The organism is Idiomarina sp. 017G, from assembly GCF_004362265.1.
GTDB classification, from domain to species: domain Bacteria; phylum Pseudomonadota; class Gammaproteobacteria; order Enterobacterales; family Alteromonadaceae; genus Idiomarina; species Idiomarina loihiensis.
In genome coordinates this window covers 18,906-45,564 of sequence record NZ_SNWT01000013.1, presented here as the reverse complement: position 1 = coordinate 45,564, position 26,659 = coordinate 18,906, and the positions used below count along the sequence as shown (strand labels likewise).

The following is a 26,659-nucleotide window of genomic DNA, read 5'->3' as shown; positions in this document are numbered from 1 at the left end:
AACGTGGAGCGCATTTTAGAGATTTAACTCGTCCCGTCAAGCGCTTTTAGCACCTTTCTAACTGTTTTTTTACTGACTGCGTAAAGTTTCAGCAACACGCTGCTTTTCTCGCCAAACTTAGGCCAGACATGACCTATTTACCTCTATCTGCTATAAAGGTTGTAACAGCTTTTAACTCAGGAGCACACTTATGGCAGATATCCGTAGTTACTGTGAATATGAACCAGTTATCGGTGAACGCGTTTACCTGGACCCCAGTTCGGTCATTGTCGGTAATATTACAATAGGCGATGACAGCAGCGTATGGCCTATGGTCGCAGCGAGAGGCGATGTTAACCGTATTACTATTGGCAAGCGCAGCAACATTCAGGATGGAACCGTTCTTCATGTTACGCGTAAATCCAAAGCCAACCCTGATGGGCATCCCTTAGTTATTGGGGACGAAGTTACCGTAGGGCACCATTGCATGCTGCATGGTTGCAAACTGGGTAACCGCATATTAGTAGGCATGTCAGCCGTTATAATGGATGATGTCGTAATAGAGGATGATGTCATTATTGGAGCCGGTAGTCTGGTTCCTCCGGGCAAACGCTTAGAAAGTGGCTACTTATATGTCGGCAGCCCAGTTGAAAAGAAAAGACGCCTTAATAGTGGTGAGACGAACTTTTTAAGCCAATCGGCACAAAACTACGTCGATTTAAAAGACGACTACCTTTTACAGGTGAGTCCAGTTTCTTAAGTTAATGGAAGCTTAGTGGAAACGACGGCTTTCCAGTCGAGAGAAACTTAACAGGCCGGATAAGTCTTTTAACCGGCCTGCAATAACATGCACCACACCGTCGTGAATTTCGACAATGCCTTTTACCCAAAGTAGGTTGCTGGTCAGGAAGCATTGTCGAAATTGGCGGGCGGTATTCGCCCAGACCACCACATTGCTGTTTCCGCTTTCATCTTCCAAAGTTAAAAAAGTGACGCCGCTACGGGTGCCAGGCCTTTGACGGCAGGTGACTAAGCCGGCCAGAGTCAGCACTTGTCCTGAGCGGCAGGTCATTAGGTCGCGGGCCATAACACAGTTTTTTAACTCAGGGTTATTTCTCAGCAAAGCTAATGGGTGGCGGCCTAAGGTCAATCCGGTCGACTCATAATCCGCTTTTATATTGTCCGGCTCATCAGGCGCAGGCAGTTGGCGGGCAGGGCGATCCTTAACATTCTCAAACAACGGCATTTGCTGATCACTCATAGACAAGCTTTGCCAATGTGCCTGATGCCGGTGTCCAGCAATGCTCTTTAATGCGTCGGCGCGGGCGAGGGCGTTGATATCGGAGTCCCGCAATCCGCTTTTTCGCAATTCATGCATGCTGGTGAAACCGTCCTCCGGCCTTTGCATCAACGTATGTTTTATTCTGCTTTCGGATAGGCCTTGAATTTGCCTTAAGCCCATGCGGACAGTCTCATCAGAGTTCGTATCTTCTTTAGGCAACCAGCAATAGTTCCAGTCGCTGGCGTTAATATCCGCAGCCAAAAACGCTACGCCGTGGCGTTGTGCGTCCTGTACCAACTGCGATACCGAATAAAAACCCATAGGCAAACTGTTCAGTAAACCGACATAAAAAGCAGCCGGGTGGTAGGTCTTAAACCAGGACGACACATAAGCTAAATTAGCAAAACTGGCAGAATGAGACTCAGGAAAACCATATTGTCCAAAGCCACAAATTTGCCGGAACAACCGTTCTGCAAACTCCTGCTTATAACCTCGCTCCAGCATGCCGTTAATAAGCTTGTCTTCAAAGCGGGTTAAATGCCCATTTTGCCCCCACGAAGCCATTGCCCGACGAAGCTGATCCGCTTCGCCACCGCTAAAGCCAGCCGCGACCATAGCCAGCTTAATTACCTGCTCTTGAAAAATAGGTACGCCCAGCGTTCTTTCTAATACCGACTTTACTTCATCGCTAGGGTAATCAACCTCTTCCAGACCTGCGCGGCGACGTAAAAAGGGATGCACCATGTCGCCTTGTATGGGGCCGGGCCGCACTATCGCAATTTGAATGACCAGATCATAAAAAGTTTTGGGCTTTAATCGCGGCAACATATTCATTTGCGCCCGCGACTCTATCTGAAAAATCCCCATAGAATCGGCGGTTTGCAGCTGCTGATAAACTCGGCTGTCTTCCTGCGGAATGGTTGCCATGGTCAGTTGCTGGTCATAGCGCGAATTAATAAGCGTCAGCATTTTTCGTAATGCCGTCAGCATGCCCAGCGCCAGCACGTCTACTTTTAATAAGCCCAGGCTTTCGAGATCCGTCTTGTCCCACTGAATAACCGTACGGTCCGTCATCGAGGCATTTTCTACCGGAACCAGCCGTGACAAGTCATCAGCAGCGATAACAAAACCGCCGACATGCTGCGACAAATGCCGGGGAGTACCCATCAATTGCTCAGTGAACTGTAAAAGGTGCTGCCCCCTTACCGAATTTGTGACTTCGGGGTGCTGTTGCACCAGCTGTTGCTGCCAGCTTTGCTCTTTGTCGCGTCGGTCTAAGTTGCGACGGAAATACTGCAGTTGCTGCTCACTAAAGCCCAGAGCTTTGCCAACATCACGAAAAGCACTTTTAAAACGGTAGGTAATAACCGTTGCAGCCAACGCTGCGCGCTGCCGACCGTACTTGCGGTAAATATACTGAATGACTTCTTCGCGGCGCTCGTGCTCAAAGTCCACATCGATATCGGGAGGTTCGTTCCGTTCCTTAGAAATAAAACGTTCAAACAACACCTGAATTTGCGCCGGGTTAACCGCGGTAATGCCCAGACAATAACAAACCACCGAGTTTGCTGCCGAACCACGCCCTTGAAATAAGATTCCCTGCTCACGGGCAAAACGAACTAAGTCATGAATGGTTAAAAAGAAAGGCTCGTAGCTTTGCTCTTTTATCAGGCTTAGCTCTTTTAAATAAAGCGCTTTTATCGACTCGGGCACACCTTGCGGATAACGCCAGCGAGCGCCTTGTTCAGTTAACTGCTTTAAATAGCCGGAGGCACTCATACCTTCAGGAACCAGTTCGACGGGGTATTCGTAACGAAGTTCGGACAGACAAAACTGACACTGCTGAGCAATAACCAGTGTTTCGGCTAGCCACTTTTGCGGGTAGCACTGTTGCAACTCACTCAGGCTTCGCAGATGATGCTCCGCGTTGTTACTGGCTAACCCCGGCTGATGCGCTAAAGAGCCACCATGTTGAATCGCGTTCAGAATGTCATACAGCGGCTGTTGTTCAATGGTTGCCATGCGAACGCCACCAGCGCAGGTGACTTTCACTTTAACGGCCTGTTGTAGCTCAACCATAGCCTGAAAAGCCCTTTCATCGTCAGCCTGGTAATGCCGCTCGTATAATAGCCAAAAGCGCTGCTGCCATACCGATTTCAACTTTTCACCAATGGCCAGAAGCTGGGCCTGAGAAAAGTCTGGCTGCCACAATAAAAGACACTGAGAGAACCCGTCGAAAAAATCATCGATGTTGGCCTGATAATGGCCTTTTTCACTGCGACTACGGAACAGTGTAATTTTTTTACAAAGCTCCGCATAGGCTTCCCGGGTTGGCGCCAGCACAACCAGCGTACCCACTTCGGTCACCCTGAATTCACTACCCACAATCAGTTTAATACCCTGCTCTTTTGACTCCTGATAGGCTTTTACAATACCGGCCAAAGAGCATTCGTCAGTTATTGCTATGGCGGCATAACCCAGATCATCTGCGTGCCTCACCAGTTCCTCCGGCGAAGCGGCTGAGCGCAAAAAACTGTAATGGCTTAAACTGTGTAGCTCAGCAAAAGGTTTTCCACCGGAACCTTTGAACATATCAGCTGAACCAACCATGCAAATACCATTGTCCGGACTCAAAATAGAGCCAACCCACACGCTGAAACTTGTCCCGGGCAATCCAGTAGTCGCGCGCTATGTCACCAGCGTCCCACCAACCACAGACTTTGCGTTCCGGCCCGTGACGTAGTTGCCATAAATCAATTGAAGTTGGCTGCGGAGGCTGTAATAGCCAAAGAGGCCGCTTAGGCGCCGCAGATAAAATTTGAGGCTTTTCCCCTGCCGGGCGTCGAAATTCGTTATTACCGGGGCGAGGGTCGTCATTCATGGCTGGCGAGAACACGGCATTGTTGCCAAGCTTAGCCTGTAACCGGCCAATAAGCTGCAGTGTTTCATGCCGGTGTTGCTGCACACCAAAAAAGTGACTGTTGTGCTGTTCAGACTGCAATAGCTCGTTAGCTACCAACGTAATTTCTATAACCGCTTCTGGCAAGGGTATAGATTCCATTTTTAACTGCAGTAACGACAAAAAACTCTGCCCCCGCCAGCCGGGTTCAGCTAAAGCGACGGGAACAACAGAAGGAGGTTCATATCGGTGATGCAGTTCAATACTAACCTGCTGGGTTACTTTTTGCCGCTGATAGAGAAAATCTTCCAGCTCACCGAACAGTCTTTTTAGCGGAAACAACAACCCTTGCCAGTGAGGAATTTCAGTGACCAGATCCAGGCTTTGCCGGAAACTTTCCGGTGGAGTGAAAAAATTATAACTTTGCTGCTGGCGACCCTGAATTCGCTCCAGATATAACTGTGTTTCCAGGCCCAACTGCCGGCCGACTTCATCTCCCGATAACTGTATGAGCTCTCCCAGCTGACGAAAACCAGCGGCTTTACAATGCTTCTGTGTTTTTGTTCCTAAACCGGCAGCACCAATAGGTAGCTGAGCCAGCAGCTGTGCAGACTCTTTGGGGTTTAACGAAACCGGGCAGTCATATTCTGCTAATAATTGAGCGGCTAAAGGGTTATCCGCGACTGCCAGCTGAGCCTTAATTGGCAGCGCATCAACCTCTCGGGATAACGTGTTAAATACCGCATCCATCCCGCCATACAACTGCGCCAGACTACTCAACTCAATTGCCAGACCTTTGGATGGATACAAAACTAACTTAGCTGCCCACTGGTAAAGTCGGGTGGCTAATTGCTGCAACACCTGCTGCTCACGCTCCGGAATATATTCAACGAGTTGCAGTTGCTCACAAAGCGATATTGCCATAACCGTCTGGATAGAGGTTTTGACCCCAGCCTCCCGCGCCAAGGTGTTGCACTGCACTATAACCGACTGGTTACCCTGTAACTGGTAAAGTGCCAGCGGCAGGGTGTTGCTGTCAGGCTGTAAGCGCACCCGATTATCCAGTAGTAGTTGGGGAAAATGACAATATAGCCACATTAGTTCAGAACAACGCCTTCCAGCGGCCAACCCACTTTACGTTTTAGTATGTCGAGCGTGACACCCGATTCACCAAGCTTTAACCGTACACGGTTAGAATAAGCCCGCGCCTCTTCATTTAAAGCGGGTTCGCTCAAGACCACGCCCATCTGCCCGGTTTGGGCAGCTTTATACCAACGCCGAACAGATTGAGCTGTCGTCTCTTTTTGTGCAAACCAGCCTAAAGCCAGCGCATTTTTTGTCTGCAATATCTGCTCAAACGCCCAGGCAGCTTTCTCTGCACTGGTCTGAACAACCACCTGCATAGACTCATTAAGTCCATAATGATGTAAGCCAGCAGCCGACAACCAGGCCGGAGGGTTTACCCAGAAAACTGACTGCTTTTGTTGCACCGCACGCTGTATTAATGGCAACAATAGTGCCTGCTCCGAAAAAGGAGTTGGCAACTGCCATTCATGCAACCCCGGGTATTGCCAGCCACCGCCCAGCGCCGTATCTAACGACGAAAAACCGGAGCTTAAGGTTGCTGTCTGATTGTCGGTAACCTGACCATGCCAAACAAGCCCTTGCTGAATAAGAGTCTGAAGCTTTGTCTGCATAAAACCTCCGAATACTGTACATATATACAGTATCATTAATTTTTACTCGTTACCAACAGACATCATTACTGGCTTCAGTTATTATTTATCTCATTGTTTCTAATTAGGATAGGGCAGCATGCTGACATCAATACTCATTCCCTTCAGAGTCGTTATTAACTTTTCATGGGGATTAATCACCACCGCTATTATTGGTGTTTCGATTATTAGTATTGGTATTTTTAAAGTGTTACTGCCTTTTAAAACGCCTCAGCGCATTTGTTCTTTTCTGGGGAATGCTCTATTCAGAGTCTGGGCGTACTGTATGTCAATGATGTTCCAGCTGACTCAACGCATGGAATGGCACATTGAAGGTGACCTCGATATCCACGAAAAAGGCTGGTACATGGTTATGGCTAACCACCGTAGCTGGGTCGATGTGCTGGTATTAATGCATTTGACTCGTCGCCACATGCCTATGCCCCGCTTCTTTTTAAAGTCACAACTTATGTGGATACCCATTATTGGCTGGGGCTGCTGGGTACTGGATATGCCTTTTATGAAACGCTACTCAAAAGAGTTGCTGGAGAAAAAACCACACTTAAAAGGCAAAGACATTGCAACAACAACACGCTCCTGCGCCAAATTCCGCCACATTCCTACAACTGTGGTGAATTTCTGTGAAGGCACGCGCTTTACCCCGGAAAAACACGAAAAGAAACAGAGCCCCTTTCGCAACCTGCTGCCACCTAAGGCCGGCGGTACGGCTTTCTCTTTGCAAATTATGGGAGGTCAGTTTGAGGCCATTCTGGATATTACCATTGTCTATCCGGGAACCGATAAACGCCCGGTAGTCTGGCATTTATTAAGCGGACAATTGAAAAACGTCTATGTTGATATAAAGACACGGCCCATTACCGCTGACTTAATCGGCGATTACGCCAGTGACGAAGTCTTCAGAGCCCATTTTCAACAATGGTTGAATCAGCGCTGGCAGGAAAAAGATCAAACCATTGACGAAATGCGTAAGCAAATTCACAGCACCCGCTAAGGGAGTTTTATAATGGACTTCGAGTTTGTAAAAGAGTGGCTACAGAAATTCGGTATTGAAAGCAATTTACAGGAACTGAGCCTGGCTATCAGTTCATTAATGGTTCTTATTGGTTGCTATATTACCTATGCCATAGCGCGTTGGCTTATCGACCATGCCATAGAGCACTTACTAAAAAGAGCGCCTGAGCGTTGGTATAAGTCATTGGTTAACAGCGGCCTTTTTAAGCGCTGCGCTAACTTAGCCCCGGTTATCCTGATACACAGTTTCATACCGATCCTGTTTATCGATGACTTTGAAAGCTGGCAGTCCCCGCTACGTACCGTTGTTGGTGTTTATCTTACCTGGGTTATTACCAGCATCCTCACGGCTTTAGCTAACGTAGTATCCATTGCTTATGATTACTCTTATAAAGCACGTGAAGTCCCCATTACCGGGGTCATACAGGTTATAAAGCTCGTATTGGTACTAATGGCCATTATTATTACCATCGCCATTATTATGAACAAGTCCCCCATGTATTTACTCAGCGGCTTCGGCGCCATGACCGCCATTCTTATGGTGGTTTTCAGGGATACCCTAATGGGCTTTGTCGCCGGAGTGCAATTGGCGACCAACCGTATGGTTGCTATTGGTGACTGGATTGAACTGACTGATCACGGGGTTGATGGTACGGTTCAGGAAGTCGGCCTAATTTCCGTGCAAGTTGAGAACTGGGATAAAACCATTGTTTACTTGCCCACTTATGTATTAATACACGAGTCGTTTAAAAACTGGCAGGGAATGATCAATACAGGTGGGCGGCGCATGAGACGTTCACTAATGATTGATTTGGACAGCTCTAAAATTCTGTCGAACGAACAGTTAGAAGAACTTGCTAAAAAGCATTTTAATCAGTCCGCTGACGACTGGCTAAATGCCAATGAACTCGACAAACCGGTAAGTAACTTAACTGTATTCCGGGTATTTACTGACAATTATCTAAGGAACCACAAACAGGTAAGAGAAGATCTGACTATTATGGCTCGCCTTATGCAGCCTACAGCAGCAGGGTTACCGCTGGAAATTTATGCGTTTTGTAAACAAACGGACTGGATGAAATACGAAGCGGTACAAAGCTCAATTATCGAGTATTTATACAGTGTGATGCCAGACTTTGGACTGAAGAATTATCAGTACTTGAATAACAACCACGCCTTCTCTGAAAACAAAGAAGGCGCTTATTGTGACTATAAACCGGAGTCCTGAGTTACTTTTCTAACAGATAACCGGCTAAATCAGAAAAGTCTTCCTGAAAATTATCGCTGTCACGGAAACCCTGTGGCAGCATTTTGTATTTACCGTTAACGATAAAAGTTGGCGTTGCGTTAACCCCTAAGTTGCTTGCCCGGCGATCCATTTTAGACGCCGCAGCGCGCACAGTGAAGCTCGCCATAGCTTTATCAAACTCATCACCGGAAACACCGTTAACAATAAACACATTACGAATGTCCTGCTTGCTGGTCAGCATGCTATTTTTATTAAAGTTGTAATCAAAAATAGCCGCGGCAATCTCTTCTTCCTTATTCAGTTTTTGCGCAACGACAAAAGCCTGAGTCATGGTCTCGCCCACGTTACCGCGAGGACTAATGAACGACACATGAGCCTTCTTGAAAGCATCCGGGTATTCAGATTTCAGTTCTTTTGCAATAGGTTCAAAGCGGTAGCAGTGCACGCAGTAAAATGAGAAAAACTCTGCAATTTCCGGCTTGCTGGTCGCTTCATCGGCCACCACTTCGTAGTGGACACCTTCTTCAAAATTCTGAGCCTGAGCAAAACCCGCTGCGACCATTAATGCCCCGGCAAAACCCATTAACCACTTTTTCATTATCATTTCCTGTTATCTGTTAAAACTATCTATTCAAATTAGCCATTAAAACCAAGGTTCAGCGGCGCTTCATCCAGCCCCGCCAATTGTTCTTTCAGTGCCAGAATCTGCTGCTCCCAATATCGGCTTTCTGCAAACCAGGGAAACGCTCGCTGAAAGGCACTATCTTGCCACCGGCGTGATAACCATGCCATATATTGAATGATTCTGAAACTGCGCAAAGGTTCAATTAATATCAATTGCGCCGTATCGAATTCGCAGAAATCTTCGTAGCCAGTCAGCAGGGCATCCATCTGTAATGTTTGCTCCTGATGCGATCCGTTCAGCATCATCCATAAGTCCTGAACTGCAGGGCCGGAGCGACAATCATCAAAATCGACAAAAGTCAGTTGCTCTTCATACTGCAGAATATTACCAATATGGCAGTCGCCATGCAGACGCTGATACTCGAAGTCCTGCAAAGGTGTAGAACGTAAGCGCTCACTTAAGGGATCAAGAATGGCAAAAAAGGCGTCTTTTAATTCAGCGGGTAATAAAGCGGACTGGTGTAGCTCGACCACGGACTGTTCCACAAAACCTTCATAGTCAATGGTTTCCCGGACTTTAAACTTGCCTGCCTGAGCCACCGCATGCATACGGCCTATTTGACGGCCCAGTCGCTCAAGTTCGTCCAGGTCATTCGGCTCAAAGGCTCTGCCGCCAATGCTTGTATACACACAAAAACGATAGCCTTCAAACTCGTGCAGACGCTTTCCCTGAAGCTCCAGAGCCGAAACCGCCGGAACCTCGGCTTGCGCCAGTTCCTCAACAAACTCCAGTTCTTCGTTAATTTGCTCTGTGCGCCAGCGCTGCGGGCGATAGAATTTTGCCACGTAACGTTTGCGATCGTCGTCAGCAAACTGATAAACCCGGTTTTCGTAGCTATTAAGTGCCAGCAAGCCCGATGCGGGATACAAACCGACACTTTCTAAGGCATTAACAACCAGATCCGGCGTCAGTCCCTGAAAAGCAAAGTCCGACGCGTTCTCTGTAAAATCATTCATATAAAAAGCGGCTCTGATGCGTATTAGTTATATCCGCATTATCAACCGCTGTGACCACGAAGTAAAACTCTGTGACCTGACCTTCTAATAATGATGGTGGAACCGCTACGGTTACCGGCAAGGTTCCGACTTCACCCGCAGAAACCTGTTTCGTAGAATCGCCAATTAACTCGAACTCATCAAAACCTTTAACTTCCACGCGGTAAGTCATGTCCTGTTGCGACTTATTGACCAGCTTTAAGGTAAAGACGTTTTCAATTTGTCCTTCTATATTTTCTCGGAACAGCTGGTTACGGTCACGTAATACATCAACCTCCAGAGGCACACGGGTCGCGACGTCCCAAACCAGTACGGTACTAACTACGAGAACCATAATAAAGTAGCCGATACTCTTCATCCGCCACGGATTGGTTTTCTCTTTTTTGTTTTTGGCGGCTAAGTTACGTTCAGTGGTAAAGCGGATAAGTCCTTTTGGATAATTCATTTTATCCATAACGTCATTACAGGCATCAATACAGGCGCCACAGTCGATGCACTCGTATTGCAGACCGTTTCGGATATCGATGCCGGTAGGGCAGACCTGCACACACATATAGCAGTCAATACAGTGACCTAAGCCTTTTTCAGCGGGGTCGGCTTTACGCGAGCGTGGGCCTCGGGGCTCGCCCCTTTCAGCATCATAAGACACGGTGTAAGTGTCTTTATCGAACATAGCCGACTGGAAACGCGCATAAGGACACATGTGCGTACACATAATTTCCCGCATATAACCGGCGTTACCATAAGTACAGAATGCGAAAAAAAGAACACTGAAGGTTGCCCAGAAACCGGCGTCCAGGGTAAAGAAGTTCAGGAAAAGTTCGCGTATGTCAGTAAAGTAACCCACAAAGATCATTGCGGTTAATAGAGACACCAGGATCCAGCCGGTCTGTTTACCGGTTTTGCGCCAGAACTTGTCAAAGTCCATTTTGCGTTCATCCAGTTTTATACGCTTATTGCGCGGCCCTTCGAACTTTTTCTCAAACCACATGAAAATAAAGGTCCAGGTGGTTTGCGGGCACATAAACCCACACCAGACCCGACCAAAAACGGTTGTCACAAAAAATAACGCAACGGCGGCCACAATCGCAAACCAGGCAACTACAGTGAAGTCCTGCGGCCACAAAGTTAAGCCATAAATACGGAAGCGCTGATCCATAATATCGAGCAGAACTGCTTGTTCGCCCTGATAAGTCAGCCAGGGAATGAGAGCAAAGACAGCCAGCAATAGAAAACCAAACCCACGTCTAAAATACTCCATGGCACCTTTGGTATCACGCACGTAAATTCGGCTGCGGGGGGAGTAGTTATCGTTGTGTTTCTGTCCGTCTGGACGTTGAATTTTGACTTTATCGGCGGACTGAACCGTTATTTTTTGTTCCATGAGCAATACCACATAGTGTCACGGCGAGGTGCGCACAGTATAACGGATCTTAACTGTTTGCGCAGCTCACTGGGCTGAATTAATGATGCAATCTAAAAGTATGTTACAACCAGCTTCCACGTCATGCCAGTGCGACCACTCATCGGGTGCGTGACTGACCCCATTTACAGACGGGATAAATATTAGCCCGGACTCCGTAATCTCTGTAAAAAATTGAGCATCGTGTCCTGCGCCACTGGGCATTTTAAGACACGAATAATTTCGAGCTTTAGCTTTCTCTTCTATTTGTTTTGTCAGCTTTTCTGAACAGGCCTGAGGGTTCAGCCAACTCACTTGCTCGTATTCAAACTTCAAACGGTGCTTACGCGCTATTGCTGATAACGCCTTGTTACAGGAGTCTGCCAGCTCTTTCATTACATCGTTACTCATGTCGCGACCAACAATAGTAAACACCGCTTCACCCGGCACGGTGTGCGGACTCCCGGGCTTCAAGTCCACTTTGCCCACGGTAATACGCGTTTTATCGGTACCGTCTTCAGCAATAATGCGCTCAATTTCGTGAGCAAAATCTGCCAGCCCCATAAAAGCGTCACTGCGCATATTCATAGGAGCAGTACCAGCGTGATCGGCTTTACCTTTTAAGTGAACTATCCATTTAAACACCCCGGAAATGCCTTCCACTGCGCCAATGGTTATCTCTTTCTGAAACAGCACCGGTCCTTGTTCAATGTGCAGTTCGTAAAAGGCTTTTAGCCGCTCCGGAGGCCAGGCAGCGTCCAGTGCATCCATAACGTCCATGCCATGGGCGGCCATTGCGTCCTTTAAGTACACATTATCAGCATCGTGAGCCGACATAAGCCAGTCCGGATTCAGCACACCTGCAATAGCCTGAGAACCCATCATGCCGCCAAATCGGCCTTCCTCTTCGGCAGTACCAACAACCCATACAGGATGCGCTAATTTCACGTCATTTTCTTTGATCGAGCGCAAAACTTCGAAGCCCGCTAACACTCCGAGTGCGCCATCGAAAATCCCCCCGGCGGGAACAGTATCTAGATGTGAACCGGTAAGAATAGCTGGTTTTTTGCTGTAGTCGCCAATACCAAAAAACACATTACCGGCACCATCCATAAAGGTCTTGAAACCTTCGGCTTTAGCTTGCTCCATCATCCAGCGGCGGGCTTCCATATCGGCATCGGTAAAACCCCAACGGTACATACCATGATCGGTCTCGTTATAACCAATTTTGGATAGCTCCAGCACGGATTTTTTTAAGCGGTCAGCATTAATACTCAGCATAGTCACCTCCTTTGCTTTTATTATTAAGCGTAGGACATAAACTAAGGAGCACCAAAGGCGTAAAAAAAGCCCGCACCAAAAAGTACGGGCAAAGGTTGCACGGGGCAAAGGGGAGCCCCTAGAGGGTTTACGACAGTTTGCGTGCAGTTAAGGCTGCATTAAGTACCGCCGCCAACTTAATTGACGATTGAATCGCTTGCGCTGAGACCTCGTGCTTCAGCAAAGTTTGTACGTGCGAATCAATGCACATACCACAACCATTCAGGGCCGACACCGCCAGTGAGAACAGCTCAAAGTCTGCTTTGTCCACACCCGGGTTAGCCATTGCATTCATGCGGAGCCCCGCAGGAAGCTTAGAAAATTGTTTATCGCTAGATAAGTGCAGGAAGCGATAATAAATGTTGTTCATTGCCATTAACGACGCTGCCGTTTTCGCTGCTGTCTTAACGTTTTCTTCAATTTTGCCATCGGCTTCTTCTTCCACTGCCTGAGTCAGCTCGCCGTCCGACAAAGTGTAAACCAGCGAAAGTGCTGTGCCATAGAACTGGTCGCTGGTTAAACCTGACTGCTCAACATTTGAAAACAAGCTCGACAGGTTAAGCTTGGTGTCTTTACTGTGATCACCCAATAACTGTTTGTAGTCTGCAATTGCCATACTTTACTCCTGAAATCCTCTGAAAGTGGGGAACAGGCGCCGATGGCAATACCATCAGCGCTTAGTTTAGGGGAGTAACCACCAATTAAAGGGTGTCGCCGCCCAACGCGCGGTTACAAGGACACAGTTCATCGGTCTGCAAACCATCTAAAATACGAACGATTTCTGCCGGGTTACGACCTACGTTCAGGTTGTTTACCGATACGTGCTGGATAACATTGTGCGGGTCAACAATGAACGTAGCACGCAGAGCAACATTCTCAGCTTTGTCACGAACACCTAATCCGTCGACCAAAGAACCGTCGTCAGCAAAAGAGTACTGGTTCAGGCGGTCAAGGTCAGGGTGCTCACGGCGCCATGCCAATTTCACAAATTCGTTGTCGGTGCTGCCACCCATAACAACGGCGTCGCGGTCAGCGAAGTCTTCGTTCAGTTTTGCGAACTCAACAATTTCAGTTGGGCAAACAAAGGTGAAGTCTTTCGGGTAGAAGAAAATGATTTTCCACTTACCTTCAAAGCTGTTGTTGTCGATAGTTTCAAAAGCGCTTTCGCCGTTTTCTTCCGGCATGTTGAACTTAGGTTTTGCCGCAATTACGCTGAATTCTGGTAGTTTATCGCCTACTGTTAACATAAATTGTCTCCTTGATTGAGATTTAAAATGTATTCGTTCCTTAACGAGTCGAGAGCTAGTGTACGGACGGAGAGAGATTGGATAAAACGAATAAAACGGATTATGATAATCGGAAATACCAATTAAAACGCGACGGATAACCTATGAGTAAATTACCGAGCCTGAAAAACCTGAGCTACTTACTGGCACTGCACCAGGAACAAAACTTTAATCGTGCGGCAGCGGAATGCAATGTCAGCCAGTCAACACTGAGCAGTGGCATTCAAAATTTGGAAGAACAACTCGATTGCCAACTTATTGAACGCGACCATAAATCCTTCCTCTTTACTGCCTTAGGCGAGGAAATTGTGGAGAAAGCGCGGGACATTATCAGCGCCTCAGAAGAATTACTGCATTATGCTCAGGGGCAGGGCAATATTATGGAAGGACCGTTAAGACTCGGCATTATTCCGACCATAGCCCCGTTTGTTATTGGTGAGCTCAGTAAAAACTTACAGAACAAGTTCCCTAAACTGCTGCTGCAGCTTTCCGAAGATACCACGCAAAACTTACTGCACCGCCTGCGTAACGGCGAACTGGATATTCTTTTGCTGGCTCTGCCTATGGATATTCAGGGGAATCAGAAGTGGATACTGGGTCGAGACCCATTCAAACTAGTGGTGCATAAAGATCTGGCAGAAACCGTCGGCGAACCAGTCGATTACGATAAACTGCCTGATCGCAGCATTTTCCTGCTGGAAAAAGAACACTGCATGACCGGGCATGCGGTCGCAGCCTGCCAGTTAACGGACTCGATTAAGATGAACCCGTTTACAGCAACCAGCCTGCACAGCCTGGTACAAATGGCTGACGCCCGCTTAGGCGCTACCTTTATTCCACAAATGGCCATTGACCAGGGCATTTTGGAAAATACCGACCTTGTTTCATTAAAGCCCACCGGGCAGGAAGCCTCCCGCGATATTGGCCTGGTATACCGCCCAACCACCAGCCGTCGACAAACTTTCCGTAAAATTGCGGAAGAGGTTGCCAGGTTGCTGCCAGTCAATACGCTGAATTAAACTAACGCCGTCTGGCCGGCGGCAACGGATAACGCTCGGCCAGACTAATGCTCTCCCCGTCGGGTTTAATGACCCGGGCATGACGACGATTCAACCGACGCGGATCGGTCACACCACAAGAGTGCGCAATAATATTAACGCCATATTCCATGTATTTATGGTAGTTGGCGACACGCACCGATTTATCTTCTGGATCAAGCCCTCGCATTAACTTAGGGTCGTCGGTAGTGACTCCTGTTGGGCAAGTATTTTTATTACACTGCATAGCCTGAATACACCCCAGCGAGAACATAAAACCACGTGCAGAAGTAACAAAGTCGGCTCCCATAGCAATAGCCCAGGCAACATCTGCAGGTGTGATCATTTTACCGGAGACAACTACGCGAACACGGCCGTGCAACCCAGCTTCGGTGAGCTTATCAATAAGCATAGGTAAGCTTTCAGTCACTCTCAGACCAACATAATCCATTAATGGCTGTGGTGCTGCGCCGGTTCCACCATCAGCGCTGTCCAGCGTAATAAAGTCTGGGGCGTATTCTTCTCCACGGGTCAGGATGCAGTCGACCAACTCGTCAATCCAGGACGGGTCACCCATAACAAATTTAAAGCCGGTAGGTTTGCCGGTAATTTTGCGAACTTTTTCAATGAAATCGAGCAGCTCTTCATTGTTACTGATTTCCGGGTGCCGGTTCGGGCTAATGGCATCTTCGCCTTCTACAAGGCCACGGATTTGTGCAATTTCCTTATTCACTTTTATGCCCGGCAAAATACCACCTTTACCCGGCTTAGCGCCCTGACTCAGCTTTATTTCAAACATTTTCACATTGTCGTGGCGGCCCAGCTCAGCAAGCCGATCTTCATCAAGCCGCCCTTCTTTATCCCGTACCCCAAACTTCGCGGTGCCCATTTGGAAAACAATGTCGCAATGTCCCATCAAGTGGTAAGGCGATAAACCGCCCTCGCCGGTATTCAGCCAGCAGCCGGCCTTCGCCGCCCCCTGAGACAATGACTTAACCGCAACCGGTGACAAGGCACCATAGCTCATCCCGGACACATGAAAGTACGAAACCGGAGAATAGGGCTTTTGACAATAAGGACCAATAATAACCGGCTCCGGCGATGTCGCCTGCTCAGCCATAGGTGGGTAAGGAGCGTTACTAAAAATGATGGTGCCGGTGCGGCTTAAATCCCGGGTGGAGCCGAAAGCCACGTTACGGTCGGCATTTTTTGCGGCACGATAGACCCAGCTTCGTTGGGCACGATTAAATGGCATTTCTTCGCGATCCATAGCAAAGAAATACTGGCGCATGAATTCCCCCATGCGCTCGAATAAATAGCGAAAGCGCCCCACAACCGGATAGTTATGGCGAATAGTATGCTTATTCTGGGTTTTATCGACGACATACATAACGCCAATAGAAATCACCAGCGTAATAATAGCCAAAACAAAAATGGCGGCTAACCACTGCGCTAAAGTAAGTAAGGAGTCCGTGCTAAAAACGTTGCCGCTCATGGGTACCTAATACATTTCTAGTAATTGATAAGAGTATTAACGGTTAAAGCGACAAACAGATCAAGCACAGTGTCATCAAAATTTTGAAGAATGACGTATACTCTAAATAATTCAATAACAAGGAGAGACCTATGTTCAATCCAAAGTTTGTTTTAACGGCAATATTGGCAGCTTCAGTAAGCGTGACGGCCACAGCCGAAGATGTCGAAACCGAACGCCATAAAGTCAGTGTCAGCACACTTGCGGATGGCTTTACTAACCCCTGGGGTATGACTTTTCTTCCTGACAAAAGCATTTTAGTTACCGAGCGCTCCGGCGACATCTACTGGGTATCCGCCGACGGCAGTTATCGCGAAAAGATAAGCGGAACGCCAGAGGTGGTAGCACAAGGCCAGGGTGGTATGCTGGATATTACCACTGACCCTGACTTTGCTGAGAATAACTGGGTTTATATTAGCTACTCTGAAGCAGCACAGGACGGTGGGAAAGGGAATAGTACGGCCGTTATGCGGGCGAAACTTGACGATAAAGAATTTACTGAGCAGGAAGTTATTTTCCGTCAGGCACCTAAGTACGAAAGCAATAACCACTTTGGTTCCCGGTTAGTCTTTTCACCTGAAGGGCACTTATACATTACTTTAGGTGACCGCTATTCACGTATGGATGACGCACAGACACTGGATAACCATCACGGTAAAGTGATACGCATATGGCCTGATGGCAGCATCCCGAAAGACAACCCTTTTGTTAACAATGATAACGCTCTGGACGAAATCTGGTCTTACGGTCACCGCAATGTGCAGGGTGCCGATATTCATCCTGAAACGGGCGAGCTCTGGACTGTTGAACATGGCCCACAAGGCGGTGACGAAGTAAACATTCCGGAAGCTGGCAAAAATTACGGTTGGCCAGAAATTACTTATGGTGTTGATTATGGCGGTGGCATTATCAGCGAAGACGCAGTCAAAGAAGGTATGGAGCAACCCTTCTATTACTGGGTACCCTCTATTGCCACGGCCGGAGCCACATTTTACAACGGCGATGCGTTTCCTGAGTGGAAAGGCGATTTCTTTGTCGCAGCTTTGAAAAGTTCACTGGTTGCTCGCCTGGACTTGTATGAAGGTCGCATGATGCATGAAGAGCGTTTATTTGAAGATGTTGTTGAAGCTCGTATTCGCGACATTAACCAAGGCCCTGACGGTTACCTCTATTTATTAACCGACCAGCCTGACGGTGCCATCATTCAAATAAAACCGGCGGATTAATATGTTGTACTCAGCTGTATTAAGAAAACTCACTTACACGGGGCTGCCTTTATTGGCGGCCTCTTTCGTTGTTCACTCCGCAGACGTAGACGAAACCGTTGTTGTTACAGCGACACAAAGCGAAACGCCCTGGTTGACTACTGCGGCCAGTATCGACCGCGTGAGCGTGGAAAACACCTTACCTTCTATGAAAATTGATGCTGGCGATGCCTTAGCCGGGGTGGCGGGCATTCAGGCTGACAACCGTTACAACTACGCACAGGATACACGCCTGGTGGTTCGGGGCTTTGGCTCGCGTGCGGCCTTTGGAGTAAGGGGTTTGCAGTTAAATGTCGACGGCATTCCGTTATCTATGCCCGACGGACAGGCACAAACTTCGAGCATTTTTCTCGACAGCATTGATTCGCTGGAAGTATTGCGCGGTCCATTAGCAACGCTGTACGGTAACTCCGGCGGTGGTGTGGTTGAATGGTTCAGCCGCAAGCCAACAGAAACCGCGTTGGAATGGGGTGGACAGTTCAGCGAAAATGACACTCAGCGGTACAATGTTAATGCCCAGTGGGCAACCAACACCAATCAGCTGCAAATTTTAGCCTCAGATTTTCAGACCGACGGCCCGCGCAGGCATAACTCAGCCGAGCGCCAACAGCAGGCGATACGCTGGTATCATCAGTGGGACGAGCAGAACCGCTTTGTTATTCGTTACGACAATAACGATGCGCCATTATTGCAAGACCCCAGCGCACTAACGCCCGAAGACTGGCGCGAAGACCCAACTCAGACAGTACAACGGGCAATTGATTTCAACACGCGGAAAGATATTCACCACCGTCAGGGGTCTTTTAGCTGGTTTCATGAGAGCAACAATGGTGAGGGGTTACTCTCGCTGTGGCAGGGTGACCGCGATATAGAGCAGTTTCTGCCTTTTGCCGGTGACGACACAACAAGCTCGGGCGCCGTCATTGATGTCTCTCGTCAATTTGAAGGTGCTCATGCGCGCTGGCGTCAACGCGGAGTTAACTGGTCAGCAACCGTGGGAGCGCAATTAGAACGCCAGCAGGATCATCGCTTTGGTTATGTGAATGACAGCGGTGAAAAAGGTGACTTGCGCCGCAACGAATTCAACTGGATTGAAAATGCATCAGCTTATCTACGTTTTCAGTGGCAGTTATCGGAAGAGCTTTCAGCAACCGGCGGAGTTCGTTACAGCGACATCAATTATGAGGTAGAAGACTACTTTACCGAGCTGGATAACTCCGATGACAGCGGCAGCAGCGACTTTAGTGAGACCACCGCAGCTGTTTCAGTTACCTGGCAGTTTCTGCCTACCTCGGCGACTTATCTGAGCATCGGGCAGGGATTTGAAACACCGACACTGACTGAGCTGGCATACCGAAATCAGGGCTCGGGCCTGAACCGCGAACTGGGTCCGTCCACGAATGAGCAGTGGGAATGGGGTATCAAACACCAACTACCACAAGACTGGCGACTGCATTTCGCGTTCTTCGGTATTAAAAGCGAGGACGAAATACTGGTGGATCAGTCAAACGACGGTCGCACAACCTACCGCAACGCGTCGGAAACCTCGCGCGAAGGTGCTGAACTCAGTATTAACGGAGCATTAACGCAACAGTTAGATTTACTGCTTTCATACAGTTACATTGATGCGACCTTTGATAATGGTCCGTTGCAGGGGAATCAGCTACCCGGCGTAGCAAAAAGTCAGGGGTATTTACGTCTTAACTGGCAGCCCACAGAGCAGTGGCTGGTTCAGTTAGCCGGACAGTACCGTAACGAGACACCGGTTAATGATGCAAACGATACCTTTGCCCCTTCTTATACGACTTGGGATATCGCTGTAAGCCGCGATTGGCAATGGTCTAAGAGCGAGCTGGATGTATGGGCTCGGATTGATAACATTACGGACAAAGACTACGTAGGAGCTGTTGTGGTTAATCAGGGCAGCGGGCGTTCATTTGAACCCGCAGTAGGCCGGCAGGCAAGCGTCGGCATTAGTTGGCGCCGACGCTTTTAAACCAACTACAGGCTGGCTCTTAACACATCGAGCAGGCGCTGTGCCGTCTGCTCAGATGAAGCAGGGTTCTGACCGGTAATTAACATACCGTCCTGAACGGCATATGCCTGCCAGTCATCCACCTTACGATAATGGCCGCCTTTGGCGGTCAACTCGTCTTCCAGCAAGAACGGAACCACATCGGTCAGCTCTACTGCCGCCTCTTCGCTGTTACTAAAACCGGTAACAGTACGCCCCTGAACAAGCGGGTCACCACTTGGGGTTTTCACATTTAAAAGCACCGCGGGTGCGTGGCAAACAGCAGAAACCGGCTTGCCTTTACTCCAGAAATGCTCAATCAGCTTAATGGAGTGCTCATTGTTGGTTAAATCCCACAATGGTCCGTGACCACCCGGATAAAAAATTGCGTCGAAACCCTCAGGGTCAACTTCATCAAGCTTACAGGTGGTTTCTAATTTATGCTGAGCCGTCTCGTCTTTTTCAAAACGCTCGGTTGCTTCGGTTTGCGCATCGGGCGTTGTGCTGTTTGGATCAATTGGTGGCTTGCCGCCCTTAGGCGATGCCAAAGTCACGTCCACACCTGAATCGGTAAAAACATAATACGGAGCTGCAAACTCTTCTACCCAGAAACCCGTTTTATGATCTGTGTCACCGAGCTTATCGTGTGAGGTTAATACCATTAATACTTTCACTTAGTACTCCCGTTAGATGATTCTAAAACTTAGTATAGACTACGTGATAAAACGCGTGTTTGATCACTCGCCATGCTGTTCCAGCCAACGGTATAAGGTGCGTCTTGTGACCCCGAGAATTTCAGCCGCTTTAGATTTGTTCCCTTCGGCATGCGCCAGTACCTTACGAATGTACTGATTCTGATATTCATCCAGAGTCGGCCACTCCGTGCCATATTCCACGTCGGGTTCATGCTCACTATCCAGAATTCTTTGCGGTAAATCTTCAACCGCTATCTTATCGTCTCTGGAAAAGGTAAAAGCACGCTCAATAGCATTTTGTAGTTCTCGTACGTTGCCCGGAAAGCGGTAGCTATAAAGTTGTTCCAGTGCAGCCGGAGAAATGCTGCGAACCGTTTTATCACTGTTTTTTTGCAACTGCTGTAGAAAGTAATTAGCTAAGCGCTCTATGTCTTCGCCGCGCTCGCGCAAAGGAGGCACCCTTAAGCTAAAGGTTTCCAGACGGTAAAATAAGTCCTGCCGAAAGCGTCCATCCTCTACCTGTTGCTCTAAGTCCTGGTGAGTAGCCGCCAGGATCCGGACATTCACTGTTTCTTCTTCGTCACTGCCCACGGCGCGAATCGTGCCTTCCTGCAAGACGCGTAGCAGTTTGGCCTGCAACGCCATTGGCATTTCACCAATTTCGTCCAGTAACAAAGTACCACCGTCGGCCTGCTTAAGCAGACCCTGACGTTTTTTCTGAGCACCGGTAAACGCACCGGCTGCGTGACCAAAGAATTCACTTTCCATTAAATCGGCGGGAATACCTGCACAGTTCACTGCCTGAAAGCTTTGCTCAGCACTGTCACTTAACTGATGCAGTGCCTTAGCCACCAACTCTTTACCCGTACCGCTTTCACCGGTAATTAACACGCTGCCGTCTGCCGGAGCAATGCGCTCTATCTGGTCATACAATTTGCGCATTGACGGGCTTTGTCCGACTAAGCCCCCGGGGCCTTTTTGTTGCTGACGATACCGTTTAAGCTCCCGCTGCAGTGACCTATGCTCTAAGATCCGTTTTACGCTAAGCAATAAATGCTCAACATCCAGCGGCTTAGTTAGAAAGTCATCGGCTCCTTGTTTGAGGGCATCAACCGCCTGATCAACCGTACCAAAAGCGGTAATCAATAAAAGTGCAGGTGAGTTATCTTCATTTTTTAAACTTTCCAGTAAAGACAGACCCGACAGTCCAGGTAAGCGGATATCGCTGATAACCAAATCCAATGGTGTTACCGACTTTTTGAAGGCCTCAACACTTCCCCAGGCCGTAACTTTATAGCCTTCGGCCTCCAGCTCTTCAACCAGCAGTTCCTGCAGAGCCGGATCATCCTCAATTACGCCTATCATGGCTTTTGCTGCGGTCATTCACTACCTCCTTTGATAACTGCTTGCCGAAGGCATTGCGCAGGTAAACTCAAGGTGACCCGACAGCCACCGTTGGGGTTATTTGTTAAAGACAATTCCCCATTATGATCATTCAATACGTGTTTAACTATGGTTAAACCAAGTCCGGTACCTTTGCCCTGAGGTTTATTGGTTTCAAAAGGCTGCAAGGCTTTATCTTTCATCGACTCGGGCAAGCCTTCGCCGTCGTCATCAATGGTGATAATGACGCCCTCATCAGCAAACTCAGCTGCCACCGCAACTTCCGATTCAGCGGCCTGCAAACCATTGCGAAGAACATTCACCAACGCCAGTTCCAGTCGCTTGATATCCACTTTCAGAATAACGTCGACAAGCTCCTTAATGACTACTTTGGCCGACCCTTTATCCTGCTCAAACTCTATGCTGGTCATGGCTGTTGCTATCAGGTCACGTAGAGAAATGGCTTCGCGCTGCTGTACCGGCGTGCGAGAGAAAGCGAGCAGCTGGTTTACCAACCCGGTTAACCGCTGCACCTGGCCTCTTACGGCTTTTAGTTGGCGCTGACTGTCTTCGTCTTTATGGTTGCGTAGTAATCGGCTGGCGCGTCCGTCAATAACGGTCAGCGGAGCACCTAACTCATGCGCAACACCACTGGCGACGCTACCAATAGCCGCCATTTTTTCCTGCTCTCGTAATGCCTGTTGTAGTGAGGCCTCGTGCTCCCGACGTTGCTCCAGCTCCTGCTCAGCCTCAGTGATACTATCGAGCATACGGTTGAAACCCTGCGCAACCTCCTGCAGTTCTGACGGGCCAGCCGGTGTAACTCGTGTACTGCGGTTCCCTTCAGCCACCCGCAACATCGCGTCCTTAAGTGCCACCACATGCCGACCAACACCGCGATAATGACCAAAAACCAACACCGCAATAGTAATTAAGCCGAACGCCGCCCAACTGAGCCAGGCGTATTGACTCAGCGTTTCAAAGGACTCATCAAAGTCACTGGCACGACGGTTTATCTGTAATAAGCCAATAATGCGACCACCACGGTCAACAATAGGCAGGAACTGGGAGAAGACATCGCGCCCCTCAACCCGCCGGTAGTCATCTTGCCTGACCCCCGTCTGTACGGTTTGCAGCGCCAACTGACTATTACTTAAATCGGTTTCAGTAATGCCGGCTTCGGCTACCTGTTGACCATACACGTTATACACCGACGCGCCGTGAACCCGGCCAATATTGAACACCGAGTCCAGGTTAGCCTGCACTGTGGACAAATCATTATTCAGCAACGCATCACTAATGGGTAAGCTAATAGCTCTACCCAGCAGCTCCAGATCGCTCTTTAAACGTTCATTAGCTTCATCCGATGCAACCTGTAAGCCGACACTGATTGCCACACCGGAAATCATTAGCATAGGCACAACAACATAAATAAGAAGTCGCCGCTGCAAGCTGGATAGTGGCCAACTGTATCTTTTTGTCACACTGCCTCCTTTGACTGTGTACTAAGGATACACATTTTTGGGCGGTTTTTCTGTGTGCAAACTCTTCAAATAAAAAAATCTCTTAAAAATCAATTGATTGAAAAGTTGGCACAGTCTTCGCTTTAGTTAGAGCGTAATTAAAACTGATAAATTCATTTAGGAGATTATCATGCAAAAGACAATTATCGCATTAGCAACTGTATTCGCACTGGGTAGCACTGCCGCAATGGCTCAAGAGCAACAAGCTCAAGATCCAATGGCTCAGCAACAACAGCAGCAAACTCAGGAAATTTCTGAAGGCATGCTGGTTAAGTTTGTAACCGCTATGGAAGATGTTCAGGGTGTTACTGAAAAATACCGTGACCAGTTCCAGGAAGCTGAAAACCAGGAAGAAGCTCGTGAGATTCAACAGTCTGCACAGGAAGAAATGATTGCAGCAGTTGAAGACGCTGGCCTAACTCCGCAAGAGTACAACATGATTATTCAGCAAGCGCAAAACGACGAAGAACTTCGTGGCCGCTTAGAAGAGCTGACTGGTGACGAAAACTCTTAATCAACCGAGATTCCATAAGACATAAAAAAACCGCAGTCTTCGGACTGCGGTTTTTTATTTACAAACTTTTACAATCATCGTCCTCACTAAAACTTTAGTCTAATCTAGCCTCAAAACGAATAATTATTCATTAAAAATGAATAACCAACCCTTGCATGATCGTCAAATTAATGTAATAAAAATTAACATATAAGTTACTTTTTCAATCGATATAACGCAAATGCAAAGGGGAAAACAATAATGAAAATAACGTTTAAACATTCTCTTTGTGCATTAGCTATAGGCGCAACTTTCACCGCAGCCCCCAGCTTTGCACAACAAGGAAACAGTCAGGCAGACGATGACGCTCTTGAGCGCATTCAGGTTACTGGCTCAAGAATTTCACGAACCGATATGGAAGGCGCTTCTCCGGTAGAGGTAATTGACAGAGAAAGCATTGAAGCCTCAGGTTTTAACAACCTACAACAGTTATTAGAGCGCTTACCATCGGCAGGTGTCGGAACCTTCTCAACTCAGGGAAACAGTCAGGACACCACCGCTAATGGTGCTGCGGCTATCAGTTTGCGTGGCTTTGGTGCGGACTCTACACTGGTTCTGCTAAACGGACGTCGGGTTGGTGTCTCTTCATTTGCTGAAGGAATTGCTAACTCATTTGTCGATATTAACTCTATTCCGGTAGCCGCCATTGAACGTATTGATATTCTTAAAGACGGTGCGTCCGCTATATACGGTTCTGATGCCGTTGCTGGTGTCGTTAACATCATTCTACGTGACGATTTCGTAGGTACTGAGTTAACCGCCAGTCACGGTGGAACCACTGGTGATGTTAACTATGAAGAAACCAGTATGAGCCTGGTATGGGGTACTGGCGACGATGACAGTAACACCACAATAATTCTGGACTACTGGAAAAACACCTCAATTATGGGCTCAGAGTTTGGCAGAAATGGGACAGCAGACCAAACCCCCTGGGGTGGAGCCGACAAGCGTTCTTCTCGTGGGTTCCCCGGCACTTTCATTGTAGACGGGGTGTCAACGGCGGACCCTGCATGTGCTCCTGAAGCAACAAAAGATATATTTGATGAAGATGATAATAGAATCGGCGATTTTTGCGTATTTGATTACGGTCCATACGCACAAATATTTCCGGAGGCAGAGCGTGTAGGTGCAATTGTTCAGTCCAGTAAAGAGTTTTCACGCGACGTTGAGGGCTACATTGAAATAGCAGCCCAACATAACCGCTCAAAGGCTGGTGGCGCACCAACTCCTCTTGATAGTGATGCGGATCTTTACGTACCTGCCGACCACCCAAATAATCCTTTTGGTGAACAAGTTGATATCAACTATTTTCGTCCTATAGATGCCGGAGCCCGTATTTGGGATATCGAATCGGACACCTTACGTTTCATCGCAGGTTTGCGTGGCGACCTAAATGGTTGGGGCTGGGATGTCTCATACCAAAAAGGCCGCAGTTCAAGCATGCAAACCGGCTCTCGTGAACAAGGCTGGCTCCGCACTGATTTTTTACAAGAAGAAATTAACGCAGGTAACTACAACCCATTTGGCGGCACCATCAACGATCCGGAAGTTATTGATGCTATCAACACGTCACTTGTACGTCGCGGTGAATCACACCTTACCGCAGTAGATGCAAGTATTGCCGGCGAAGCATTCAAGCTAGGTAACCACTACGTGTCAATGGCTGCTGGTCTTGAATACCGTCAGGAAGACGTTTTCGACCAACCAGATGACCAGTTCCAGCGTGGATTAATTTTTGGTACCGAATCTGTACAAGCGGAAGCCGAGCGTGATCAGTGGGCTGCTTATGTCGAGTTCCTAATCCCAATTACTGATCAATTGGAAGCGACTGTTGCCGGTCGTTATGACGACTACAGTGATTTTGGCTCAACCTTCAATCCGCAATTTAAATTACAGTGGCGTCCAACTGAAGATGTAACGTTACGTGCATCATACGGTGAAGGATTCCGCGCACCATCATTAGCACAAATTGGTTTAGGTCCATCACAGGAATCCACTTTCTTTGTGGATGAATACCGTTGCGATGCAGACGGCCAGGGCTGTGCTGAATTAGACTACACTATCGTGTTCTCAGGCTCTGACAATCTTGAGCCAGAAGAGTCATCAAACTACAACTTAGGTGCAATTTGGCAAGTTAATGATGACATTGATATTTCTGCAGACTATTGGTCTATTGAACAAGACAACAAAATCGCGCAAAACGATTTTGAAACCGTTTATGATGCCAACTGCAACGATCAAGACAGCGAAATCTGTGAGCGCCGCGATCCATTACCGGGCGATGAACTAGGTGAGCTCGCAACGCTTTACAATAGCTATGTAAATCTAACTAGTCAGGAAGCTTCTGGCCTTGATTTCTCAGCCAATTACAACTGGGATACCCAAGGCCTTGGAACAGTCCGTTTCGGTGTTGATTGGTCTTATATGAGCAAATTTGAGAAAAACGGTATTGATTACACTGGTGAGTACGAGTATCCAGAACACCGCTGGACTGCACGTGCAGAATGGAACCAGGACGCTTTAGGCGTTAACTTGAACTTAAACTACATTGGCGAGTTCGAGGACTATCAGGCACCTGATGAAGTAGAAGCAGAGAAAGCACGCATGGTTGATAAACAACTGCTTGTCGATTTACAGGCCTATTACGATGTGACCTCTGAACTTCGTTTGACTATTGGTACAACCAACCTGTTCGATGAAGAGCCGCCAGAAGCGTTTAACAACGATCTTTACGGGTACGCATCAAGCGTTCACAACCCTCGTGGTCGCTTTGTTTACTCGAAAGTCAGTTACTCGTTCTAAAATCTGAAA

The 26,659-nt window shown here is 48.0% G+C and carries 21 protein-coding genes; 8 read left to right on the top strand and 13 right to left on the bottom strand.

What is annotated here, in order from left to right:
* Nucleotides 1-190 precede the first annotated feature (190 nt).
* Complete coding sequence (locus tag DEU30_RS13130) at nt 191-739, top strand: gamma carbonic anhydrase family protein (RefSeq protein ID WP_034819523.1); 549 nt, start codon at nt 191-193, stop codon at nt 737-739.
* Nucleotides 740-751: 12 nt separating this feature from the next.
* Here DEU30_RS13130 and DEU30_RS13125 read toward each other — a convergent pair whose 3' ends face one another.
* The 3 genes from DEU30_RS13125 to DEU30_RS13115 are packed head-to-tail and all read right to left on the bottom strand — an operon-like array spanning nt 752 to nt 5,857.
* A complete protein-coding gene (locus tag DEU30_RS13125) occupies nt 752-3,871 on the bottom strand; it encodes an error-prone DNA polymerase (protein ID WP_034819521.1) in 3,120 nt (1,039 codons plus the stop codon).
* Nucleotides 3,855-5,258, bottom strand: a complete 1,404-nt coding sequence (locus DEU30_RS13120) for a DNA polymerase Y family protein (RefSeq protein WP_034819519.1) — start codon at nt 5,256-5,258, stop codon at nt 3,855-3,857. The genes DEU30_RS13125 and DEU30_RS13120 overlap by 17 nt, the downstream gene beginning before the upstream one ends.
* Nucleotides 5,258-5,857, bottom strand: a complete 600-nt coding sequence (locus tag DEU30_RS13115; protein WP_034819517.1) for a SulA-like SOS-response cell division inhibitor — start codon at nt 5,855-5,857, stop codon at nt 5,258-5,260. Before DEU30_RS13115 ends, DEU30_RS13120 begins: the two co-directional genes overlap by 1 nt.
* 118 nt (nt 5,858-5,975) lie before the next feature.
* Between DEU30_RS13115 and DEU30_RS13110 the strand changes: the two genes are divergently transcribed.
* Together DEU30_RS13110 and DEU30_RS13105 are read left to right on the top strand one after the other, a co-directional pair.
* Entirely contained in the window at nt 5,976-6,887 is a 912-nt protein-coding gene (locus DEU30_RS13110) for an acyltransferase (protein ID WP_011235792.1), read from the top strand.
* Nucleotides 6,888-6,899: 12 nt separating this feature from the next.
* Entirely contained in the window at nt 6,900-8,135 is a 1,236-nt protein-coding gene (locus DEU30_RS13105) for a mechanosensitive ion channel family protein (protein ID WP_034819516.1), read from the top strand.
* Nucleotide 8,136: 1 nt separating this feature from the next.
* Here DEU30_RS13105 and DEU30_RS13100 read toward each other — a convergent pair whose 3' ends face one another.
* The 6 genes from DEU30_RS13100 to DEU30_RS13075 form a co-directional block, all read right to left on the bottom strand.
* Nucleotides 8,137-8,754 (bottom strand): thiol:disulfide interchange protein DsbA/DsbL, encoded by a 618-nt coding sequence (locus tag DEU30_RS13100; RefSeq protein ID WP_034819514.1) that lies wholly within the window; start codon nt 8,752-8,754, stop codon nt 8,137-8,139.
* Between the two features lie 38 nt (nt 8,755-8,792).
* Entirely contained in the window at nt 8,793-9,797 is a 1,005-nt protein-coding gene (locus DEU30_RS13095) for a serine/threonine protein kinase (RefSeq protein WP_011235795.1), read from the bottom strand.
* Nucleotides 9,790-11,220 carry a cytochrome c oxidase accessory protein CcoG gene (gene ccoG / locus DEU30_RS13090; RefSeq protein ID WP_011235796.1) on the bottom strand — a complete coding sequence of 477 codons (1,431 nt, stop codon included), beginning with the start codon at nt 11,218-11,220 and terminating at the stop codon, nt 9,790-9,792. The genes DEU30_RS13095 and ccoG overlap by 8 nt, the downstream gene beginning before the upstream one ends.
* Nucleotides 11,221-11,286: 66 nt before the next feature.
* Nucleotides 11,287-12,519, bottom strand: coding sequence for a Zn-dependent hydrolase (locus DEU30_RS13085; protein WP_011235797.1), 1,233 nt, complete (start codon nt 12,517-12,519; stop codon nt 11,287-11,289).
* 127 nt (nt 12,520-12,646) lie between these two features.
* On the bottom strand, nt 12,647-13,174 hold the full coding sequence (locus tag DEU30_RS13080; RefSeq protein WP_034819511.1) for a carboxymuconolactone decarboxylase family protein: 528 nt from the start codon (nt 13,172-13,174) through the stop codon (nt 12,647-12,649).
* A gap of 85 nt (nt 13,175-13,259) precedes the next feature.
* Nucleotides 13,260-13,805, bottom strand: coding sequence for a peroxiredoxin (locus DEU30_RS13075; protein WP_011235799.1), 546 nt, complete (start codon nt 13,803-13,805; stop codon nt 13,260-13,262).
* Nucleotides 13,806-13,948: 143 nt separating this feature from the next.
* Here DEU30_RS13075 and DEU30_RS13070 point away from each other — a divergent pair, with 143 nt between their 5' ends.
* Entirely contained in the window at nt 13,949-14,863 is a 915-nt protein-coding gene (locus DEU30_RS13070) for a hydrogen peroxide-inducible genes activator (protein ID WP_034819509.1), read from the top strand.
* A 1-nt stretch (nt 14,864) separates the two neighbouring features.
* Here DEU30_RS13070 and DEU30_RS13065 read toward each other — a convergent pair whose 3' ends face one another.
* The gene (locus tag DEU30_RS13065) at nt 14,865-16,376 is read right to left on the bottom strand and encodes an FMN-binding glutamate synthase family protein (RefSeq protein ID WP_034819506.1); all 1,512 of its coding nucleotides are present in this window, start codon (nt 16,374-16,376) and stop codon (nt 14,865-14,867) included.
* 131 nt (nt 16,377-16,507) lie between these two features.
* On the opposite strand from DEU30_RS13065, the gene DEU30_RS13060 reads away from it, so the two are divergent.
* Together DEU30_RS13060 and DEU30_RS13055 are read left to right on the top strand one after the other, a co-directional pair.
* Nucleotides 16,508-17,641 (top strand): PQQ-dependent sugar dehydrogenase, encoded by a 1,134-nt coding sequence (locus DEU30_RS13060; RefSeq protein WP_034819504.1) that lies wholly within the window; start codon nt 16,508-16,510, stop codon nt 17,639-17,641.
* A gap of 1 nt (nt 17,642) precedes the next feature.
* Nucleotides 17,643-19,676, top strand: a complete 2,034-nt coding sequence (locus DEU30_RS13055; RefSeq protein ID WP_034819502.1) for a TonB-dependent receptor — start codon at nt 17,643-17,645, stop codon at nt 19,674-19,676.
* 5 nt (nt 19,677-19,681) lie between these two features.
* On the opposite strand, the gene DEU30_RS13050 is transcribed toward DEU30_RS13055, so the two are convergent.
* The 3 genes from DEU30_RS13050 to DEU30_RS13040 all read right to left on the bottom strand — a co-directional run bounded on the left by DEU30_RS13050 (nt 19,682) and on the right by DEU30_RS13040 (nt 23,256).
* Nucleotides 19,682-20,368 (bottom strand): type 1 glutamine amidotransferase domain-containing protein, encoded by a 687-nt coding sequence (locus DEU30_RS13050; RefSeq protein ID WP_034819500.1) that lies wholly within the window; start codon nt 20,366-20,368, stop codon nt 19,682-19,684.
* Between the two features lie 63 nt (nt 20,369-20,431).
* The gene (locus DEU30_RS13045; protein WP_034819498.1) at nt 20,432-21,772 is read right to left on the bottom strand and encodes a sigma-54 dependent transcriptional regulator; all 1,341 of its coding nucleotides are present in this window, start codon (nt 21,770-21,772) and stop codon (nt 20,432-20,434) included.
* On the bottom strand, nt 21,769-23,256 hold the full coding sequence (locus tag DEU30_RS13040) for a HAMP domain-containing sensor histidine kinase (RefSeq protein WP_227016393.1): 1,488 nt from the start codon (nt 23,254-23,256) through the stop codon (nt 21,769-21,771). The genes DEU30_RS13045 and DEU30_RS13040 overlap by 4 nt, the downstream gene beginning before the upstream one ends.
* Before the next feature lie 169 nt (nt 23,257-23,425).
* Here DEU30_RS13040 and DEU30_RS13035 point away from each other — a divergent pair, with 169 nt between their 5' ends.
* On the top strand, nt 23,426-23,809 hold the full coding sequence (locus DEU30_RS13035; RefSeq protein WP_034819495.1) for a DUF4168 domain-containing protein: 384 nt from the start codon (nt 23,426-23,428) through the stop codon (nt 23,807-23,809).
* A gap of 240 nt (nt 23,810-24,049) precedes the next feature.
* Nucleotides 24,050-26,650 carry a TonB-dependent receptor gene (locus tag DEU30_RS13030; RefSeq protein WP_034819493.1) on the top strand — a complete coding sequence of 867 codons (2,601 nt, stop codon included), beginning with the start codon at nt 24,050-24,052 and terminating at the stop codon, nt 26,648-26,650.
* Nucleotides 26,651-26,659 lie beyond the last annotated feature (9 nt).